At 60.0% G+C, this 16156-nt stretch carries 15 protein-coding genes; 10 read left to right on the forward strand and 5 right to left on the reverse strand.

From position 1 onward, the window contains the following. The gene (locus AC3ITA_RS27260; protein WP_489278881.1) at positions 1-840 is read left to right on the forward strand and encodes a helix-turn-helix transcriptional regulator; all 840 of its coding nucleotides are present in this window, start codon (positions 1-3) and stop codon (positions 838-840) included. Between the two features lie 44 nt (positions 841-884). Here the strand turns inward: AC3ITA_RS27260 and AC3ITA_RS27265 are convergent, their stop codons facing one another. Then, positions 885-1739 carry a sulfurtransferase gene (locus tag AC3ITA_RS27265; protein ID WP_489278883.1) on the reverse strand — a complete coding sequence of 285 codons (855 nt, stop codon included), beginning with the start codon at positions 1737-1739 and terminating at the stop codon, positions 885-887. 32 nt (positions 1740-1771) lie between these two features. Continuing rightward, positions 1772-2443 carry a TetR/AcrR family transcriptional regulator gene (locus AC3ITA_RS27270; protein WP_008048320.1) on the reverse strand — a complete coding sequence of 224 codons (672 nt, stop codon included), beginning with the start codon at positions 2441-2443 and terminating at the stop codon, positions 1772-1774. Positions 2444-2588: 145 nt separating this feature from the next. On the opposite strand from AC3ITA_RS27270, the gene AC3ITA_RS27275 reads away from it, so the two are divergent. The 5 genes from AC3ITA_RS27275 to AC3ITA_RS27295 all read left to right on the forward strand — a co-directional run bounded on the left by AC3ITA_RS27275 (position 2589) and on the right by AC3ITA_RS27295 (position 7373). Further along, the gene (locus AC3ITA_RS27275) at positions 2589-4019 is read left to right on the forward strand and encodes a coniferyl aldehyde dehydrogenase (protein WP_150672092.1); all 1431 of its coding nucleotides are present in this window, start codon (positions 2589-2591) and stop codon (positions 4017-4019) included. 28 nt (positions 4020-4047) lie between these two features. Further along, positions 4048-4593, forward strand: a complete 546-nt coding sequence (locus AC3ITA_RS27280; RefSeq protein WP_150672093.1) for a twin-arginine translocation pathway signal protein — start codon at positions 4048-4050, stop codon at positions 4591-4593. 140 nt (positions 4594-4733) lie between these two features. Continuing rightward, positions 4734-6329: a GMC family oxidoreductase gene (locus AC3ITA_RS27285; protein ID WP_150672094.1), complete on the forward strand. Its 1596-nt coding sequence runs from the start codon at positions 4734-4736 to the stop codon at positions 6327-6329. Positions 6330-6444: 115 nt separating this feature from the next. Continuing rightward, a complete protein-coding gene (gene coaD / locus AC3ITA_RS27290) occupies positions 6445-6924 on the forward strand; it encodes a pantetheine-phosphate adenylyltransferase (protein WP_046039203.1) in 480 nt (159 codons plus the stop codon). 197 nt (positions 6925-7121) lie between these two features. Further along, positions 7122-7373 carry a YfhL family 4Fe-4S dicluster ferredoxin gene (locus AC3ITA_RS27295; RefSeq protein ID WP_003195146.1) on the forward strand — a complete coding sequence of 84 codons (252 nt, stop codon included), beginning with the start codon at positions 7122-7124 and terminating at the stop codon, positions 7371-7373. Between the two features lie 149 nt (positions 7374-7522). Here the strand turns inward: AC3ITA_RS27295 and mutM are convergent, their stop codons facing one another. Together mutM and AC3ITA_RS27305 are read right to left on the reverse strand one after the other, a co-directional pair. Then, positions 7523-8335 carry a bifunctional DNA-formamidopyrimidine glycosylase/DNA-(apurinic or apyrimidinic site) lyase gene (gene mutM, locus AC3ITA_RS27300; RefSeq protein WP_223456647.1) on the reverse strand — a complete coding sequence of 271 codons (813 nt, stop codon included), beginning with the start codon at positions 8333-8335 and terminating at the stop codon, positions 7523-7525. 42 nt (positions 8336-8377) lie between these two features. Continuing rightward, positions 8378-9247 carry an HDOD domain-containing protein gene (locus tag AC3ITA_RS27305; RefSeq protein WP_414929512.1) on the reverse strand — a complete coding sequence of 290 codons (870 nt, stop codon included), beginning with the start codon at positions 9245-9247 and terminating at the stop codon, positions 8378-8380. 153 nt (positions 9248-9400) lie between these two features. On the opposite strand from AC3ITA_RS27305, the gene AC3ITA_RS27310 reads away from it, so the two are divergent. The 4 genes from AC3ITA_RS27310 to ilvD all read left to right on the forward strand — a co-directional run bounded on the left by AC3ITA_RS27310 (position 9401) and on the right by ilvD (position 14902). Beyond that, positions 9401-10597 (forward strand): class I SAM-dependent rRNA methyltransferase, encoded by a 1197-nt coding sequence (locus tag AC3ITA_RS27310; protein ID WP_489278888.1) that lies wholly within the window; start codon positions 9401-9403, stop codon positions 10595-10597. A 249-nt stretch (positions 10598-10846) separates the two neighbouring features. Beyond that, positions 10847-12043 (forward strand): MFS transporter, encoded by a 1197-nt coding sequence (locus AC3ITA_RS27315; protein ID WP_489278890.1) that lies wholly within the window; start codon positions 10847-10849, stop codon positions 12041-12043. A 196-nt stretch (positions 12044-12239) separates the two neighbouring features. After that, positions 12240-12698 carry an REP-associated tyrosine transposase gene (locus AC3ITA_RS27320; protein WP_489278892.1) on the forward strand — a complete coding sequence of 153 codons (459 nt, stop codon included), beginning with the start codon at positions 12240-12242 and terminating at the stop codon, positions 12696-12698. A gap of 362 nt (positions 12699-13060) precedes the next feature. Then, positions 13061-14902 carry a dihydroxy-acid dehydratase gene (gene ilvD, locus AC3ITA_RS27325; protein ID WP_489278894.1) on the forward strand — a complete coding sequence of 614 codons (1842 nt, stop codon included), beginning with the start codon at positions 13061-13063 and terminating at the stop codon, positions 14900-14902. A 178-nt stretch (positions 14903-15080) separates the two neighbouring features. Here ilvD and AC3ITA_RS27330 read toward each other — a convergent pair whose 3' ends face one another. Continuing rightward, positions 15081-16136 (reverse strand): HAD family hydrolase, encoded by a 1056-nt coding sequence (locus AC3ITA_RS27330; protein WP_489278895.1) that lies wholly within the window; start codon positions 16134-16136, stop codon positions 15081-15083. Positions 16137-16156: the final 20 nt, after the last annotated feature.

Raw genomic sequence — 16156 nt, forward strand, 5'->3', positions numbered from 1 at the left:
ATGGACGCTGACCAAGGCGAGTCGATCCACTTCTGGCAAACTCCGCCGCTGGCTGGGGTCGAGTTGTTGTCCGCCCGCTACATCGACCATCGTTTTGCCCCCCATGTGCATGACGGCTATGTGATCGGCATGATCATGGCCGGCGCCCAGCGTTATCGCTATCGCGGCGCCGAACACCTGGCAGGCAGCGGCACGCTGGTGCTGATCAACCCCGATGAATTGCACACCGGCCACAAAGGCACCGAGGATGGCTGGCTGTATCGGGCGTTTTATCCGGACAGCGGGCAGATAACTTCGCTGCTGGCCGAACTCGAGTTGCCAACCCGTCACTTGCCGACCTTCGGTGCCACGCTGTATCGCGATCAGGATCTGGTGAACGGTTTCTGCCAGCTTCACCGTTTACTGGAGAGCCCCGCCACCGCTTTGCAGCAACAAACGATCTGGCGCGAACTGGTGCTGTCACTGTTGCAGCGTCATGCGGCGGTGCCCGATGCCGGTAAACCCGGCAAGGAGCACAGGGCCGTGAGCCTGGCCAAGGAGTTGCTGCTCGTGCAACTGGCAGCACCACCTTCACTGGAGGCACTGGCGGCGACGGTCAATCTCTCGCCATTCCATTTCGCCCGGGTGTTCCGCCGGGTCACCGGCATGCCGCCGCACACCTGGCTGATGCAACAGCGTATCGCCCGGGCGCGGGCGTTGCTGCAAAGTGGTTGTCTGCCGCTGGAAGTCGCGATGCAACTGGGGTTTGCCGACCAGAGCCATCTGAGCCGGCAGTTCAAGCAGGTGTATGGGGTTGGACCGGGGGCGTATCGCAGTGCAAAACGGGGACTTGAGGCTTAACGAGATCTCAAAAACACCATCCATCCCACAGGTATTAGTGGTGTTTACTCGCCGGTGGCGATGCCCCGCGCAGGCTCGTTGATCCACTCGCTCCATGACCCGGCATACAATGAACCCAACGGATAACCGGCAAGACACAACGCAAACAGGTTGTGGCACGCCGTCACGCCGGAGCCGCAGTACGCCACCAGATCATTCGGCGAACGATCGCCCAGTTTCGCGGCGAAACGCTGCTTGAGCTGATCAGCCGGCAGGAAGCGCCCGTCACTGCCAAGGTTCTCGGTAAACGCCGCACACTGGGCGCCAGGGATGTGCCCGGCAATCGGATCGATCGGTTCCACTTCACCCTTGAAACGCGGCAATGCGCGAGCATCGAGCAGGGTCAGTTCCGGCCGCGCAAGGCGCTTTTGCAGCCGCTCGGCACTGATCAGCAACGCCATGTCAGGACTACCGGTGAAGGAGCCACGGGCGATCGCCGGCGCATCCAGGCTCAGCGGCAAACCGGCCGCGTGCCAGGCCTTGAGGCCGCCATCGAGGATGAAAACACCGTCGCGTTTGCCCAACCACGCCAGCAACCACCAGGCCCGCGCCGCATAGGCCCCCGGACCGTCGTCATACAAAACCACTTCGCTATCGGCGTTGATGCCCCAGGCTCGCAGGCGCTCGATCAGTTGCGCCGGCTCGGGCAACGGATGACGCCCGGTCACGCCCTTGACCACGGCTCCACTCAGGTCACGCTCGAGGTCGGCATAGCTCGAACCGGCGATATGCCCTTCGGCATAGCTGCGCTGACCGTAATCCGGGTCTTCGAGGGCAAAACGACAATCCAGAATCACCAGCCCCGGCTGGTCCTTTTTCAGGTCCAGTGCTTGCGGGCTGATCAATTGCGCAATGGGCATAGCGGGCTCCTGTGCTTAAGTCGGTCTTGATCCTACTGTACTTCTTCCAATGCCTGGGCCAGGGGCACGTAAAACTCTTCGAACAAGGCACTGACCGCATCGCGGGCCTCATCCGTGACAAACCCGGCTTCCAGCACCAGCACCTGATACACCCCACGTTTAATGGCTTGCTCGCTGAGGTGGCTGGAATTCTCCCGCGTGGTGCACAGAAAGCGCACCCAGGACGTGAGGATGATCCAGGCATTGAGCGTCAGGGATTCGATCTGCACCTTGTCCATCTTCAGGATGCCGGCGGCGACGAAACCTTCGTAGATCGCCGAACCCTGGATCAGGCAGCGCTGGGAGAAGCGTCGATAGCGGTCGGCCAGGTCCGGATCGCTGTCGAGCAAATGTTCGAGATCACGATGCAGAAATCGGTAGCGCCACATCGCCGACAACAGCTCCTTGAGGTAGAAGCGCTTGTCTTCCACCGTGGCGGCACGGCCCTGGGGCGGACGCAGGAAGCTGTCCACCAGGCTTTCGTACTCGCTGAACAGCACGGCGATGATCGCCTGCTTGTTCGGGAAGTGGTAGTACAGGTTGCCCGGGGAAATTTCCATATGGGCAGCAATGTGGTTGGTGCTGATGCTGCGCTCGCCCTGCTGGTTGAACAGCTCCAGGCTGTTCTGCACGATGCGCTCGCTGGTTTTGATCCGTGGGGCCATGGCTTGAGCTTTAATTCAGAGTGCGTTGACGGGCATCTTAGATCTATCCGCGAGCGGATAAAACCAAGCTGTTCCAGGATGTCATTTGACTTTTTAGAGTATAGGCTCTAAAAAGTGCTTCATTACAATAAATCCGGAGCCGACCATGACTGCTGAAATTTCCTACCTTCAGAACCTACAGCAGCCGTTGGAAGAGCTTCAGGCCCTGTTCGACGCCCAGCGTGCCGCCTACGCCGCCAACCCGATGCCACCGGCTGCGCAGCGCCAGCAATGGCTCAAGGCGCTAAAGGATTTGTTGAACAATGAACGCCAGGCCCTGATCGATGCGATCAGCCAGGACTTCAGTCATCGCAGCGCCGATGAAACTCTGCTCGCCGAACTGATGCCCAGCCTGCACGGCATCCATTACGCCAGCAAACACCTCAAGGGCTGGATGCGAGCCTCGCGACGCAAAGTGGGCGCAGCCTTCCAGCCCGCCTCGGCCAAAGTGGTTTATCAACCACTGGGCGTGGTCGGGGTCATCGTGCCGTGGAACTACCCGCTGTACCTGGCCATCGGCCCGTTGGTCGGCGCGCTGTCGGCGGGCAATCGGGTGATGCTCAAGCTCAGTGAGTCGACTCCCGCGACCGGCCTGCTGATGAAGCAACTGCTGGCGCGAATCTTCCCCGAAGACCTGGTTTGCGTGGTCCTGGGCGAGGCGGACATGGGCGTGGCGTTTTCACGCCTGCCGTTCGATCACCTGCTGTTCACCGGCGCCACCAGCATCGGCAAACACGTGATGCGCGCCGCCGCGGAAAACCTGACCCCGGTGACTCTGGAGCTTGGCGGCAAGTCCCCGGCCATTGTTTCCCGCGACGTGCCGCTCAAGGACGCCGCCGAGCGCATCGCCTTCGGCAAGACCCTGAACGCCGGCCAGACCTGCGTGGCCCCGGACTATGTGCTGGTGCCGGAGGATCGCGTCGGAGGTTTCGTCGAAGCCTATCGCACAGCCGTCCGCGGGTTTTATCCGACGCTGGCTGACAACCCGGACTACACCGCGATCATCAATGAGCGACAACTGGCACGTCTCAACGGCTACGTCAGCGACGCCACCAGCAAGGGTGCGCTGCTGATGCCGCTGTTCGAACAGGGCCAGGGCCGCCGCATGGGCCATAGCCTGCTGCTCAACGTCACGGACGAGATGACGGTGATGCAGGACGAAATCTTCGGTCCGCTGCTGCCGATCGTGCCGTACAAGGATCTGGACCAGGCATTTGCCTACATCAACCAGCGCCCTCGCCCACTGGCGCTGTATTACTTCGGCTACGACAAGCGCGAACAACAGCGCGTGCTGCACGAAACCCATTCCGGCGGCGTGTGCCTGAACGACACCCTGCTGCACGTTGCCCAGGACGACATGCCGTTCGGCGGCATCGGTGCCTCGGGCATGGGCCACTACCACGGCCATGAAGGGTTCCTGACCTTCAGCAAAGCCAAGGGGGTGCTGATCAAACAACGGTTCAACGCGGCGAAACTGATCTATCCGCCGTATGGAAAATCGATTCAGAAGCTGATCCAGAAGCTGTTCATCCGCTAACGATCTTCACCGTCGGGTAATAACAATAATGAACCCCAGCCTGTCCGATACACCCGCGCTGTCACGGCGCGGGCTGCTTAAATTCAGCCTCGGCGCCACGGCTTTCCTCGCCACCACCGGACTCGGAGCCAGCCTCAGCGGTTGTTCGTCGAGCGCGCCGGCCAATGGTTTCGTCACGTTACGCAGCGGCGACCTGCTGTTCTTGCGGGCATTGATTCCGGTCATGCTCGAGGGTGCCGTGACCGCTGAACGGATGCCCGAGGCTGTCGAGGGCACACTGAAAAGCCTGGACTACAGCCTCGCCCACCTGTCGCCGGAAATGCTCAAGCTGACCCAACAACTGTTCGATGTGCTGGGCATGGCCGTGACCCGCGGACCGTTGACCGGGATCTGGGGCAGCTGGGAAAACGCCAGCGCCAACGACATCCGAGCCTTTCTCGATCGTTGGGAAAACAGCTCGTTGAGCCTGTTGCGCATGGGCCACAGCTCCTTGCTGCAACTGGTCATGATGGCCTGGTACGGGCGCAAGGAATCGTGGGCGCATTGCGGGTATCCCGGGCCGCCTACGGTCTGAAACCGAGTCCCCCCTATCGCGAGCAGGCTCGCTCCCACAGGGGATTTGTGAACGATGCAGAACCAGTGTGGGAGCGAGCTTGCTCGCGATGGGGCCAGCCGCTTCACCGCCCACCCCAACAATAAAAAGAGAACCCGAAGATGCCCGTACCCGATCCGTTCCGCGAAGGCATGGCCCGAGGCTGGAAAACCTACAACGGCTCGCTACTGACCCAGGACCTGACACTCGAAGCGGACGTGGCGATCATCGGCAGCGGTGCCGGCGGCGGCACTACCGCCGAAATCCTTAGCGCGGCCGGCTACAAGGTGCTGCTGATCGAGGAAGGCCCGCTCAAGACCAGCAGCGACTTCAAGCTGCTCGAGGACCAGGCCTACGCCAGTCTGTATCAGGAAGGCATCGGCCGCATGAGCAAAGACGGCGCGATCACCATCCTCCAGGGCCGGGCGGTGGGCGGCACCACGCTGATCAACTGGACCTCCAGTTTCCGTACGCCGGAGCCGACCCTGGAACACTGGGCCAAGGAGCACAACGTCAAGGGCCACAGCCCGGCGGAAATGGCGCCATGGTTCGAGAAAATGGAGCAACGCCTGGGCGTCGCGCCGTGGATGGTGCCACCCAACGCCAACAATGATGTGATCCGCAAGGGCTGCGAAGCACTGAATTACTCGTGGCACGTCATCCCGCGCAACGTTCGCGGCTGCTGGAACCTCGGATACTGCGGCATGGGCTGCCCGACCAACGCCAAGCAATCGATGATGGTCACCACCATTCCAGCGACCCTGGAAAAAGGCGGCGAGTTGCTTTACCTGGCCCGCGCCGAAAAACTTAACATCAGCGGCGACAAGGTCACCGGCCTGCAATGTTCTGCGATGGATGAACGCTGCGTCGCACCGACCGGGCGCACCATCACGGTCAAGGCGCGGCATTTCGTGCTGGCCGGTGGCGGCATCAACAGCCCGGCCTTGCTGATGCGTTCCGGGGCACCCGACCCGCACGAGCGCCTGGGCAAACGCACGTTCCTGCACCCGGTGAACATGTCCGCCGCGCTGTTCGATGAAGTGGTCAACCCCTTCTACGGCGCGCCGCAGTCGATCTATTCCGACCATTTCCAATGGCAGGACGGCACCACGGGCAAGATGTCCTACAAACTGGAAGTCCCGCCCCTGCACCCGGCGCTGGCCACGACGCTGCTCGGTGGTTTCGGCCAGGAAAATTCGCAGCACATGGCCAATCTGGCCCATACCCACGCCATGCTGGCGTTGCTGCGGGACGGTTTTCACCCTGACAGCCCCGGTGGCAGCGTCGAATTGCGCAGCGATGACACGCCGGTGCTGGATTACCAGCTATCACCCTACGCCTGGGATGGATTGCGCCGGGCGTTCCATACCATGGCCGAGATCCAGTTTGCCGGTGGCGCCAAGGCCGTGATGCCGATGCACGCCGACGCCCGCTACGTGAAGACCCTCGCCGAAGCGCGCACGCTGATCGACGGCCTGAGCCTGGAGTTGTATCGCACACGCCTGGGCAGCGCCCATGTGATGGGCGGTTGCGCCATGGGCGAGGACCCGACAATCGCGGTGACCGACAGTCTCGGCCGGCATCATCAACTGGGTAATCTGTCGATTCACGACGGCTCGCTGTTCCCCACCAGCATTGGCGCCAATCCGCAGCTGTCGGTCTACGGACTGACGGCGCAACTGGCGACTTCCCTGGCCGAACGTTTAAAAAACCCGTGAAAATGACGATAATTCCCATCGTCTATAGTGCTTTCTTACCCAACAGGCGACTTGGCCGACCGGGAAGGCTGCGATACCATCCGACTCCCCAACGGATTCCCGCCAGGACGACGCGATGAACCGAGTGTTGTACCCAGGTACCTTCGACCCTATTACCAAGGGCCATGGCGATCTGGTCGAACGCGCCTCGCGCCTGTTCGATCACGTGATCATCGCCGTCGCCGCGAGCCCCAAGAAAAACCCGCTGTTTCCTCTGGAACAACGGGTAGAACTGGCGCGCGAGGTCACTAAACATCTGCCGAACGTTGAAGTCGTCGGCTTCTCGACGCTGCTGGCGCACTTCGCCAAAGAGAAGAACGCCAACGTGTTCCTGCGTGGATTGCGCGCAGTATCGGACTTCGAATACGAGTTCCAGCTGGCCAACATGAACCGCCAACTGGCACCGGATGTGGAAAGCCTGTTCCTTACCCCGTCCGAACGCTACTCGTTCATTTCCTCGACGCTGGTCCGTGAAATCGCAGCCTTGGGCGGCGATATCACCAAGTTCGTGCACCCTGTGGTGGCGGACGCACTGACCGAACGTTTCAAGAAGTAATATGTAGGAGCGAGCCTGCTCGCGATGGACGTCAACGATAGCGCGGGAAACCTGACACCCCGCGGCGTTCTCGGGTTCATCGCCAGCCGGCTGGCTCCTACAGTACGTCGCACCTGCGTGCATCGCAGGCGCCAATGCGGCACAATTGTGTGCATTGGTTTATTGCGCCCGGGCTTGCCGCCCCGGCTGGAGTTAGCATGTCCCTGATCATCACCGACGATTGCATCAACTGCGACGTCTGCGAACCCGAGTGCCCGAACGCCGCCATTTCCCAAGGCGAAGAGATCTACGTGATCGACCCGAACCTGTGCACCCAGTGTGTCGGCCACTACGACGAACCGCAGTGCCAGCAGGTCTGCCCGGTGGATTGCATTCCACTGGACGAAGCTCATCCGGAGACTGAAGAACAGTTGATGGAGAAGTACCGGAAAATTACCGGCAAGGCTTGAATGATGTAGCGCTCTTTCGGACCTCATCGTCGGAACGCCGCCCGGAGCAAGCTCGCTCCCACACTGGATCTGCGTTGCTCACAAATCCCCTGTGGGAGCGAGCTTGCTCGCGATGACGTCATCAGCCTCACTGAAGATCCAACTGACTTTCAGCTCTGACAACGCGGGCAAAAAACGCTGGCGCGCTGCCCGAGCTTCACTTCCCGCAGGCCCGTGCCACAGACCTTGCAGTGCTCACCGCCACGGCCGTACACGAACAGTTCCTGCTGGAAATAACCGGGCTGACCATCGCCACCGATAAAGTCCCGCAACGTGGTACCGCCACACTCGATGGCAGCCGCCAGGATGCGTTTGATCTCGATGGCCAGTTTCAAGTAACGCGCACGGGAAATGCTCCTGGCTTCGCGGCGCGGGTCGATCCCGGCGGCGAACAACGCTTCGGTCGCGTAGATATTGCCCACACCCACCACCACCGCGTTATCCATGATGAACGGCTTGACCGCTATCGAGCGGCCACGGGACTGCTGGAACAGACGCTCACCATCGAACAGGTCGGTCAGCGGCTCAGGCCCCAGGCGGATCAGCAATTCATGATTGAGCGGATCGAGACTCCAGAGCATTGCGCCGAAGCGCCGCGGGTCGGTGTAACGCAGCGCCAGGCCTGACTCCAGTTCGATGTCCACATGCTCATGCTTGGCCGCCGGCAGCCCGACCTCCACCAGACGCAAATTGCCTGACATGCCCAAATGACTGATCAAGGTGCCGACTTCGGCATTGATCAGCAGGTACTTGGCGCGCCGCTCCACCAATACGATGCGCTGCCCGGACAGGCGCACATCGAGGTCTTCGGGAATCGGCCAGCGCAGGCGCCGATCACGCACGATCACCCGGCTGACGCGCTGGCCTTCCAGGTACGGCGCGATGCCGCGACGGGTGGTTTCGACTTCTGGCAATTCAGGCATGGTGCTCTCGGCTCAGGCGCATGGCCTGGAAGGTTCCGACACTCAGCGATGAGTGCCGAGGTCGCGAATCGTCTGCTTGAGGGTCTCGAAGTCGTAGTCCGAGAGGCCGACATAATCGAGCACCAGCGGCGCGATGCTGTTCCACTCGTGATCTTCGGTCTGATTGCCCAGCACCCGGTACGACGCGCAAATATGCTCGGCCATCTTCAGGATTGCCAGCAGGTTCTTCATCGAACTGTTACGCGACGACTCATCGCTGAAGATCGCCAGGGCATTGTGGTGATTGGCAATCGCCGCGCTCACGTGCTCCGGCAGACGCCAGGATTTGGCCGTGTAATACCCGACCACCGAGTGATTGGTATTGAACACCTGGTTCTCCGTATCCACCACCCGGCATTCGGCACTGGCGTTGGCATAGGCCTGCTCCAGAACGCCCATGTAGTCGGGGAAACGCTGGAGCATCAGGGGCACGCCGCAGTCGTGGAACAGGCCCAGGGCATAGGCTTCGTCGCCATTTTCAACGCCGATGCGCTTGGCCAGGGTCAGGCAGGTCATGGCCACGTCCTGGGCGGTGTCCCAGAAACGGTTCAGGGTGACAATGGTGTCGTCATTCATCTCGCCCTTGATCGACTGCGCATTGATCAGGTTGATGACCGAGCGGCTGCCCAGCAGATTTACCGCGCGCTGGATCGAAGCAATCTTGTTGCTCAGCCCGTAATACGGCGAATTGACGATCTTCAGCAGGGAACCGGAAAGGCCCGGGTCCTGGGAGATCAGCCTGGCAATGACTTCCAGATCCGGGTCGGGCATGTACTGCTCCATCTGCAAATCCACCATGATTTGCGGCTGGGCCGGTACGCTGATGCCCTGCAGGGCTTGTTGGATCTGTTCGCAAGTCAGCTCTTGGGACATTTGTGCACACTCTGGGTCAGACGATGATTCTAACCTTTATGAAGTTGGATCCGACATACCAAATCGCAAGACAACCCTCGCCACATGTCCACTTGCAGGCCAATCCGGGGTCTCAACACGCTATACTCCCGCTCTTTTTTCCGGAGCGACGACATGTCCCTGCCTAGCCTGCGCCTCAAAGCCAACGCCGACCGTCGTCTGCGCAACGGTCACTTGTGGGTCTACAGCAACGAAATCGATGTAGCCGCTACACCTTTGCACGGTTTCAAGGCCGGCGACCAGGCGATCCTCGAAGCCGCCGGCGGCAAGCCGCTGGGTATCGTTGCCATGAGCCCGAACAACCTGATCTGCGCCCGACTGCTGTCGCGCGACATCAAGTTGCCGCTGGACAAATCGCTGCTGGTGCATCGCCTGAACGTGGCCCTGTCCCTGCGCGATCGCCTGTTCGACAAGCCGTTCTATCGCCTGGTCTACGGCGACTCCGACCTGCTGCCAGGCCTGGTGGTCGACCGTTTCGGCGACATCCTGGTGGTGCAGATCGCTTCGGCCACCATGGAAGCCCATAAAGACGACGTGATTGCAGCGCTGACCCAAGTACTCAAGCCAAGCGGTATCCTGTTCAAGAACGACTCCGCCGCCCGTGACGCCGAAGGCCTCACCCGCTACGTCGAAACCGTATTCGGCCTGGTGCCGGAGTGGGTTGCCCTCGAAGAGAACGGCGTGAAATTCGAAGCACCGGTCATCCAGGGTCAGAAAACCGGCTGGTTCTACGACCACCGCATGAACCGCGCACGCCTGGCACCCTATGCCAAAGGCAAACGCGTGCTCGACCTCTACAGCTACATCGGCGGCTGGGGCGTGCAGGCTGCCGCGTTCGGCGCCAGTGAAGTGTTCTGCGTCGACGCATCGGCCTTCGCCCTCGACGGCGTCGAGCGCAACGCCGCGCTGAACGGCTTTGCCGAGAAAATGACCTGCATCGAAGGCGACGTGTTCGAAGCCCTCAAAGAACTGAAAGCCAGCGAAGAGCGTTTCGACGTGATCGTGGTCGACCCGCCGGCGTTCATCAAACGCAAGAAAGACATGAAGAACGGCGAAGGCGCCTACCGCCGCCTGAACGAGCAAGCCATGCGCCTGCTCACCAAGGATGGCATCCTGGTCAGCGCCTCCTGCTCGATGCACCTGCCGGAAGACGACCTGCAGAACATCCTGCTGACCAGCGCCCGCCACCTGGACCGCAACATCCAGATGCTTGAGCGTGGCGGTCAGGGTCCGGATCATCCGGTGCATCCGGCGATTGCCGAGACTCGGTATATCAAGAGCATTACTTGCCGGTTGTTGCCTAACAGCTAAAACGCAAACCACTGTAGGAGCGAGCTCGCTCGCGATGGTCGTCAATGATAACGCTGGGGGCCTGACACCCAGCGGTGTTCTCGAATTCATCGCGAGCAATCGAGCGTCGACCGGCTGCTCCTACAGAGGTTTCCGGCATCAAAACAGGAAGCCTCCTACAGCGCTTTTGATTGAACTCCCCGCGCCCCAGACTAGTATCGGTTTCTGGTTTCAAGCATGAACACTTGATCACTCCGGAAAACAAAAACAATGTCTGAGTCCTCTTACCCAGCTCTAAGTGGCGACCTGAAACGCCAACGAATCTCCCGCTTTATCCTGATTACCAATATCTCGCTAATCAGTTTTTTCCCGCTGAACATCCTACTGCCTTCTTTTCCTGCCTTGGCCTCGAAGTTCGACAGCTCAACCGCTGACATCGCCCTTTCCATCAGCCTGTTCACGCTGGTTTTTGCGCTTTCTCAATTAATAACCGGCCCGCTTTCAGATAAGTGGGGGCGCAAGGAAGTTCTTCTTGGGTGCATCTTTGTTTCTACCCTCGGCTCGATAGGCTGCGCGCTGGCGACGGACTTCCCAAGCTTCCTGGCGTTTCGTGCAGTCCAAGCCATCGGGTGTGGTTTTTTTGTGCTGGGTCATGCACTGGTGGAGGATTTGTTCGATGAACAGGACAGGGCCCGGGTGCGCATTTATTACATGACGCTGAGCGGTTCCTTTGTTGCACTGGCACCGCTGTTAGGCTCTTGGCTACAAACCACTTTCGATTGGCAGGGTAGTTTTTATGGTTTTGCGCTCATGGCGCTCGGCATGCTGATCCATGCCCAACTGATACTGCCTTCCAAGGCAGCCCTCCCAGAAAAAACATCCGTTTCAGTCGTCCGTACGCTGAAATCCATCGCTGGGAATCAAGACTTCATCCGCTATTGGTGGATAGCCGCGTTAGTGTTCGCTTGTTATTTCGCGTTGATCAGCGTGACACCGCTGATTTTCATGGATGAGTTGAAACTGTCCGAGTACCAGTACGCGTGGGTACTCGTGGTGTATGGGGTCGCCTATTTCCTGGGTGGAGTCGTTGCTACCGCCGTGCAGAAACATATCTCCCTCTCTGTGCAAATCAACATCGGCCTCGGACTACTGGGTGCCGCCGGCCTGTTGTTGATGTTAATCATCCTTAATGAGGCGATGACAACCATCACCCTGCTCATACCGATGGCGATCAGCGCTCTGGCGGTCACCCTGGTACGGCCTGCCGCCATTTCCGCAGCCATGTTGCTGTTCTCAGACAGCGCAGGGACGGCAGCATCCGCAGGCAACAGCATCATGTTCATTACCGCCGCCGTCAGTAGCGCCGCCCTCGCACAAACCGGGGAAAATTTGCTGATGACCATTGCTGTCAGCTTCATCGCTTTCAGCTTCTGGGGCTTACTAACAAATGCTCGGATCGGATACTGACTGTAGGAGCGAGCTTGCTCGCGAAGACCGAATAGACACCGCGGATAACCAAACGCACCCGCGTTATCGTTGACGTTTTTCGCGAGCAGGCTCGCTCCTACAGGGGGCAGCGATACATTCAGAACCATTGTCGCCAGTACGTTCTATCCCTCTGCACCTAACGTTGTCTCTTCCAGCCATAGAAGAGGACAACGGAATGTCCAACACCCCGCATGCCCATCATTTACGCACCGGTCGCTACTCGGAAACCGGCCGGGTTTATTTGCTCACTGCTGTCACCCACCAGCGACAACCCATCTTCAAGGAGTGGCATATGGGTCGTATGGTGGTAAGCGAATTCAGGAAGGCATCCGAGGACGGCCAAGCCTCCTCTATTGCCTGGGTGGTCATGCCGGATCATTTTCACTGGCTGGTCGAGTTGCATAGCGGTGATTTACCGAAACTGATGCAAGCCACAAAATCTCGAAGCGCCCGCGCTATCAACAAGGCGAGAGGTTGTCACGAGACGCTATGGCAAAAAGGTTATTTTGACCGGGCGTTGCGTCGCGAGGACGATCTGAAAGCGATGGCCCGATACATCGTTGCCAACCCATTGCGAGCAGGGCTAGTCGACCATATCGGCGAATATCCGTTATGGGACGCCATCTGGCTCTGAAACGCAGCCAACTGTAGGAGCGAGCTTGCTCGCGATGGTCGTCAACGATAACGCTGGCGGCCTGACACCCCGCGGCGTTCTCTGGTTCATCGCGAGCTAGCTCGCTCCTACAAGGATTGCGCCCGCACGTCTTGTGAATGCTGCCTTCACGCTTGCAGCCATTCCCTCCAGCCGCCAGCCGTGTAGAATCGCGAACATTCATCGCCAGTCATCCCCGGCGGGTTTATGAGCTCAAGCTGAAGCGCGCGGCGATCCCGCAAAGTTATCGGCAACTTCCGGACACGCGGCCATTTCTGGGTGTTCCAGACGTCAATAGAAGCTCACTTCCCTTTTGATACCTGATTAGCCGCCCGGAGTGCTTCATGCCTGATTACCGCTCGAAAACATCCACCCACGGCCGCAACATGGCCGGTGCCCGCGCACTGTGGCGCGCCACGGGGATGAAAGATGACGACTTCAAGAAACCGATCATCGCCATTGCCAACTCGTTCACCCAGTTCGTACCGGGCCACGTCCACCTCAAGGACCTGGGCCAACTGGTCGCCCGCGAGATCGAACGCGCCGGCGGCGTGGCGAAGGAATTCAACACCATCGCTGTCGATGACGGCATCGCCATGGGCCACGACGGTATGCTCTATTCGCTGCCGAGCCGCGAGATCATCGCCGACTCCGTCGAGTACATGGTCAACGCCCACTGCGCCGACGCCATCGTGTGCATCTCCAACTGCGACAAGATCACCCCTGGCATGCTGATGGCCGCCCTGCGCCTGAACATCCCGGTGATCTTCGTTTCCGGCGGCCCGATGGAAGCCGGCAAGACCAAACTCGCCTCCCACGGCCTCGACCTGGTCGACGCCATGGTGATCGCCGCCGACTCCAGCGCTTCTGACGAGAAAGTCGCCGAGTACGAGCGTAGTGCCTGCCCGACCTGCGGTTCGTGCTCCGGCATGTTCACCGCCAACTCGATGAACTGCCTGGTCGAAGCACTGGGCCTGGCATTGCCGGGCAACGGTTCGACCCTGGCCACCCACAGTGACCGCGAACAGCTGTTCCTGCAGGTCGGCCGCACCATCGTCGAACTGTGCAAGCGTTACTACGGCGAGAACGATGAGTCGGTACTGCCGCGCAACATCGCCAACTTCCAGGCGTTCGAAAACGCCATGACCCTGGACATCGCCATGGGCGGTTCCACCAACACCATCCTGCACTTGCTGGCCGCCGCCCAGGAAGCCGAGATCGATTTCGACCTGCGCGACATCGACCGTCTGTCCCGTCACGTGCCGCAACTGTGCAAGGTCGCGCCGAACATCCAGAAGTACCACATGGAAGACGTGCACCGCGCCGGCGGGATCTTCAGCATCCTCGGTTCGCTGGCCCGTGGTGGTTTGTTGCACACCCAGCTGCCGACCGTGCACAGCCGCAGCATGGAAGAAGCCATTGCCAAGTGGGACATCACCCAGACCACCGACGAAGCCGTGCATCACTTCTTCAAGGCCGGTCCTGCGGGCATCCCGACGCAAACCGCGTTCAGCCAGTCGACCCGTTGGGAAACCCTGGACGACGACCGTGAAAACGGCTGCATCCGCAGTGTCGAGCACGCGTACTCGCAAGAAGGCGGCCTGGCCGTGCTCTACGGCAACATCGCCCTGGACGGTTGCGTGGTGAAAACCGCCGGCGTCGACGAGTCGATCCACGTGTTCGAAGGCAACGCCAAGATCTTCGAAAGCCAGGACAGCGCCGTACGCGGCATCCTTGCTGACGAAGTGAAAGAAGGCGACATCGTCATCATTCGCTACGAAGGCCCGAAAGGCGGCCCGGGCATGCAGGAAATGCTCTACCCGACTTCGTACCTGAAATCCAAAGGCCTGGGCAAAGCCTGCGCCCTGCTCACCGACGGCCGTTTCTCCGGCGGCACCTCGGGCCTGTCCATCGGCCACGCTTCGCCTGAAGCCGCTGCCGGTGGCGCGATTGGTCTGGTGCAGGACGGCGACAAAGTGCTGATCGACATTCCGAACCGCTCGATCAACCTGTTGGTCAGCGACGAAGAACTGGCTGCACGCCGGGTCGAGCAGGACAAGAAAGGCTGGAAACCGGTGGAAGTGCGTCCACGCAAAGTGACCACCGCGCTGAAAGCCTACGCCCTGCTGGCCACCAGTGCCGACAAGGGTGCGGTGCGTAACAAGGCGATGCTTGACGGGCTGTAAGGCTTAACCGTCGAACAAAAAATGCCCCGCCAAAGTGCGGGGCATTTTTATTTACGAAGCTTTCTGTAGGAGCGCGCTTGCTCGCGATGAACGCAAAGACACCGCGCTAAATCAGAAAGCACGCGTCATCGTTAACGACCATCGCGAGCAAGCTCGCTCCTACAGTAGTAATCCGGTCTTACTGGATGTCTTCAGGCTTGACGATCACCCAGTTCTTGTCAGCCGTCACCGTCAACCCTTCCTTGGCCTGGGCCGCGGCGTTCTTGGCCATCATGCCGTTGATCTGGGTCATGTACTTGTCCTTGCGGTTGACCCACAGGTGGATGCCGCCCTTGGCCACGTCAACGCTGTGAAACAGCATGTAACCATCGCTGCTCGGAGTGTCGCCGCCGACCAGTACCGGTTTTTTCCACTCGTCGATGTAGGTCAGGATTGCCGCGTGCTTGCCGGCCATCCAGGTTGCCGGGGTCCACAGGTACGGGGTCAGTTCGAGGCCGAGGTTGGCCTTCTCGTCATATTTGCCGGCGGTGACCTGCTTGCGCGCGGTGGTCAGTTCGCCAGTCTTCGGATCCTTGAGCAGCAGCGACACGCCGATCACGTTCTGCGGTTTGACGTTGTAGCCATACTTCGGATCGGCCGCGACCATGCGCACCAGCTCTTCGGAGGCGGCGGTCATCACGTAGACCTCGATGCCATTCTCCATCAGTTTGTTGTACAGCTCTTGCTGGCCGGTGAAGATCTTCGGCGGGTTGACGTCGAGTTTCTTGACCACGTCGCCTTCGTAATAAGTGGCCGGCACAGGTTTGCCCGACGCCATCATCTCGTCGACGTAGCCCTTGAGTTCCTTGAGCGTAAAGCCGGAGAACACTTGGGCGACCCATGGATAGCAAACCATGTCGTCGACTTCGCAGAGGCGGTAGTAGTAGCTGAACAGGCTTTCCTTGTGGTCGGCGGTGTCCTTGAACGGCATCAGTTTCAGGGAGGGATCGAGCTTGTCGCGGGTGATCAGGCCCTTGTTCTCCATGAACGGCAGCAACGACTCTTCGAGGTCGTAGCGGTAACTGGTGTTGTCCATGTCGAACACCGCGTAGTTACCCTTATTGGCGTTGGCGGCGATCATCGCGTCCAGCGCCTTGGCCTGATCGGCGGGCCAGTGTTTCAGATCCGTTGCGAGAACCTGGCCGGCGAGGCCGAGGCAAAGTGCTACAGCCAGCAATTTCGGTGCGAACTTCATTGGCTTTCTCCCTGAATATG

Source organism: Pseudomonas sp. GL_090 (genome assembly GCF_057837765.1).